This window comes from Bradyrhizobium sp., from assembly GCF_049581145.1.
In the GTDB taxonomy this organism is placed as follows: Bacteria; Pseudomonadota; Alphaproteobacteria; order Rhizobiales; family Xanthobacteraceae; genus Bradyrhizobium.
Window position 1 is genome coordinate 1 of the sequence record NZ_JBAURI010000336.1, and the last position, 3,997, is coordinate 3,997.

The following is a 3,997-nucleotide window of genomic DNA, read 5'->3' on the forward strand; positions in this document are numbered from 1 at the left end:
CCTCCCTGTTTGGCGGCGCGCTGACGCTGCTGCTGCTGCAGTTCCGGCAATGGCCGCTGCCCTGTGTCCTGACCGGGCAGGCCTGGCTCACGAAGCTGCACGCCAAGGACAGCGGTATTCCCTACGGGATCGCGCTCGCGATCGGCGCGCTGATGATCTATCCGGAAACCGAGTGGGTGAAGGCGATCGACATCGCCCGCTTCGGCCTGCACTGATCATCCCCGTTAAACTAGTGGTTAAGGCGATTTAGATACGCCTCATTAACCATGCTTTGACGAATAGCTGGTCAACTCCACATCACGGCGACGCAAGCGTCGCGGCGTCATGTGGAAAGTGAAGCGTATGAATATCCCGCACATTGTGGTCCCGGCAATCGAGAGCGGCGCTCGGAGATCGAAACCGGCTCGGCGGTTGATTCGCGCGCGGCCGGCGTTGGCCTCGCTGTCGGCACTTCGGCTTCGATGACGGCGCAGCAGTGACCGAGAGGACACAGATGATGAAGTGGAGGGTAAAGCGGCCGACAATGCGGACCTTGCTGGTCCGCGCCCTGTCATTTTCGGCGGTGGCCGCGCTGACGCTCAACCCGGCATTGACCCCCGTCGCAGCCGGCGACTATCGCGCAACAAGTCCGGTGGTCGCCGACGGCCAGATCAACGCCCGCTCGCTCGCGCTCGGCATCGGCAAATCCATCGTGATCGACCTGCCGCGCGACATCAAGGATGTGCTGGTCGCCGACCCCAAGATCGCCAATGCCGTGGTGCGTTCGGCGCAGCGCGCCTACATCATCGGCGCGGCGGTCGGCCAGACCAATATCGTGTTCTTCGACGCGGCAGGCCAGCAGATCGCCGCGTACGACATCGCCGTCACCCGTGATCTCAACGGCGTACGCGCGGCGATCAAGCAGACGCTGCCCAATTCCGACATCCGGATCGAGGGCCTCGGCGACGGCGTCGTCCTGAGCGGTACGGCGGCGAATCCGATCGACGCGCAGCAGGCCGGTGATTTGGCCGCGCGGCTGGTCGGCGGCGCCGATAAGGTCGTCAACTCGATCGTGGTCCGCGGCAAGGACCAGGTGATGCTCAAGGTCACCGTCGCCGAAGTCGCGCGCACGATCATCAAGCAGATGGGCATCGATCTGACGGCCAACCTGAACTACGGCACGGCGGTCGTCAATTTCACCAATACCAACCCATTCACGGCGAACGGAGCGCCGCTGGTCTCGGGTAATGCCCTCACGACGGCGTTCGGGGCGGCCCCATCCGTGCAGACCACCCTGCGGGCGATGGAAAGCGCCGGCGTGGTGCGAACCCTGGCCGAGCCCAATCTGACGGCGATTTCCGGCGAGTCCGCGACCTTCATCGCGGGCGGCGAATTTCCGGTGCCGACCGGCGTAACCTGCACAACGACGGCGTCAGGCTCGATCGGGCAATGCGCACCAACGATCTCCTACAAGAAGTTCGGTATCTCGCTCAACTTCACGCCGATCGTGCTGAGCGAAGGCCGGATCAGCCTGAAGGTGCTGACGGAAGTCTCCGAAGTCTCCAACGATAATTCGCTCAATCTCAACAACCTGATCATTCCGTCGGTCAAGACCCGCCGGGTCGACACCACGCTGGAGATTCCCTCGGGCGGTTCGATGGCGATGGCGGGCCTGATCCAGGATCAGACCAAGCAGGCGGTCAACGGCCTGCCCGGAATGATGGAATTGCCGGTCCTTGGCGCCCTGTTCCGCAGCCGCGACTATTCCAGCCGCCAGACCGAACTGATGGTGCTGGTGACGCCCTATATTGTGCGGGCGGTCGCGCAGAAGGACCTGTCGCGTCCGGATGACGGCTTTGCCGCCGCATCCGATCCGCAGGCCGATCTGCTCGGCAACATCAATCGCATCTATGGCGTGCCCGGCCGCCCGGAACCGGCGCAGAATTACCACGGCACTTACGGCTTTATCACCGACTAAGGCGTGGCAAGGACTTGAAACCGATGACAGCCAGAACATTCCTTCGACGCAACCGCGCGCTGCGCATGCCAGGCGCGCTGGTCGGCCTCGCCGTGGCGCTCGGGGCCTGCACCCACACGGACGAGGCGGTGTCCACGGCGAGCATTCCCGAAGACTATCGCTTGCGCCATCCGATCGCCATCGAGGAAGCAAACCATTCGATCGTGGTGTTCGTCGGCCAGGGCCGCGGCGGCCTCTCCGCGCCGGAGCGTGCGGATGTCGTGGAGCTGGCGCATAGCTGGTCCCACGAAGGAACGGGCGCGATCACGGCCGATGTGCCGGTTGACACCCCCAATGCGCGGGCGGCCGCCGACGCCTTCCGCGAGATCCAGGCGACACTGGCAGCCGCGGGCGTGCCGCCACGCGGCTTCATGGTGCATAAATACCATCCCCAGGACCCGCACCAGATGGCCCCGATCCGTCTCAGCTATCCCAAGCTTGCGGCGGTCGCTGGCCCCTGCGGCCTCTGGCCGGAGGATCTCGGGCCCTCGATCAAGAACAAGAGTTATTACGACAACAAGTCCTATTACAATTTCGGCTGCGCCTATCAGCGCAACATGGCGGCCATGGTCGACAATCCCTCCGACCTCGTGCAGCCCCGGCCGGAGACGCCGTCCTACACGACGCGGCGCAGCGAAGCCTTCGAGAAGTATCGTAAGGGCTCGACAACCACGACCACATATCCTGAGGCCGACAAGGCCAAGCTCAGCGACACCGGCAAATGATCAGCTACGCCCGCCAAAATCCGCAAGACGAGCCGGCGACCGGAGCCCCGCCTGCGGACGATCATATCGCGCCGGCTCCGCGCGTATCGGTGCAGGCCTTCTGCGAGACGGTGGAAACCGCGGCCGCCGTGCAGGCCGGCGGCGAGGACCGCAGGCTCGGCAAGGCCCACCTGAAGATCCAGATGGGCGGCATGGCCGCGGCCATCGAAGCCTACCGCTCGGCCCCCACCCCGAACGTCATCGTACTGGAATCCGATGTGCGGACCGACATCCTGGCCGGCCTCGATCAGCTCGCGACGGTCTGCGACGCCGGCACCCGCGTCGTGGTGATCGGTCGCATCAACGACGTCGCACTGTACCGCGAACTGGTCCGCCGCGGCGTCAGCGATTATGTCATCGCGCCGGTCACCGCGATCGACGTGGTGCGGTCGATCTGCAACCTGTTTTCGGCGCCCGAGGCCAAATCGGTCGGCCGCATCGTCGCGATCGTCGGCGCCAAGGGCGGCGTCGGCGCCTCGACCATCGCCCACAACGTCGCCTGGGCCATCGCGCGCGATCTCGCGATGGATTCCGTCGTCGCCGACCTCGACCTCGCCTTCGGCACCGCCGGTCTCGACTACAATCAGGACCCGCCGCAAGGCATCGCCGACGCGGTGTTCTCGCCCGACCGGGTCGATACCGCCTTCATCGATCGCCTGCTCTCGAAATGCACCGACCATCTGAGCCTGCTGGCCGCGCCCGCCACGCTCGAGCGGGTTTACGATTTCGGCGCGGAGGCGTTCGACTCGATCTTCGACACGCTGCGCACCACGATGCCCTGCATCGTGCTCGATGTTCCCCATCAATGGTCGGGATGGACCAAGCGCGCCCTGATCGGGGCGGACGACATTCTGATCGTCGCCTCGCCGGATCTTGCCAACCTGCGCAATACCAAGAACATTTACGACCTGTTGAAGGCCGCGCGTCCCAACGACCGTGCGCCACTTTACTGTCTGAACCAGGTCGGCGTGCCGAAGCGGCCGGAAATCAACGCGGGCGAATTCGCCAAGGCAATCGAAAGCCAACCGATCGCGGCGATCCCGTTCGATCCGCAGATGTTCGGTTCGGCCGCCAACAATGGGCAGATGATCGCGGAGATCTCCGCGAGCCATCGCACCACCGAGATGTTTCTGCAGATGGCGCAGCGGCTGATGGGCCGCAGCGAGAGCAAGAAGTCGCGGGGGTCGTTCCTGTCGCCCCTGATCGACAAGTTGCGCGGGAAGTAGACGTAGTGGAG

At 64.6% G+C, this 3,997-nt stretch carries 3 protein-coding genes and 1 pseudogene; all 4 read left to right on the forward strand.

Annotation, left to right across the window (positions count from 1 at the left end; translation table 11 throughout):
- Positions 1–215: pseudogene (locus tag WCB02_RS11060) on the forward strand (peptidase); the annotation flags it as partial.
- 281 nt (positions 216–496) lie between these two features.
- On the forward strand, positions 497–1,957 hold the full coding sequence (locus tag WCB02_RS11065; RefSeq protein ID WP_423958184.1) for a type II and III secretion system protein family protein: 1,461 nt from the start codon (positions 497–499) through the stop codon (positions 1,955–1,957).
- Between the two features lie 23 nt (positions 1,958–1,980).
- Positions 1,981–2,721 carry a CpaD family pilus assembly protein gene (locus tag WCB02_RS11070; protein ID WP_423958186.1) on the forward strand — a complete coding sequence of 247 codons (741 nt, stop codon included), beginning with the start codon at positions 1,981–1,983 and terminating at the stop codon, positions 2,719–2,721.
- Entirely contained in the window at positions 2,718–3,986 is a 1,269-nt protein-coding gene (locus WCB02_RS11075; RefSeq protein ID WP_423958187.1) for an AAA family ATPase, read from the forward strand. The genes WCB02_RS11070 and WCB02_RS11075 overlap by 4 nt, the downstream gene beginning before the upstream one ends.
- The last annotated feature ends 11 nt before the right edge of the window (positions 3,987–3,997 follow it).

Excerpts from the sequence above, each read along its gene's own strand:
- WCB02_RS11065 (WP_423958184.1), top strand. The coding sequence starts at position 497 with ATGAAGTGGAGGGTAAAGCGGCCGACAATGCGGACCTTGCTGGTCCGC.
- WCB02_RS11070 (WP_423958186.1), top strand. The coding sequence starts at position 1,981 with ATGACAGCCAGAACATTCCTTCGACGCAACCGCGCGCTGCGCATGCCA.
- WCB02_RS11075 (WP_423958187.1), top strand. The coding sequence starts at position 2,718 with ATGATCAGCTACGCCCGCCAAAATCCGCAAGACGAGCCGGCGACCGGA.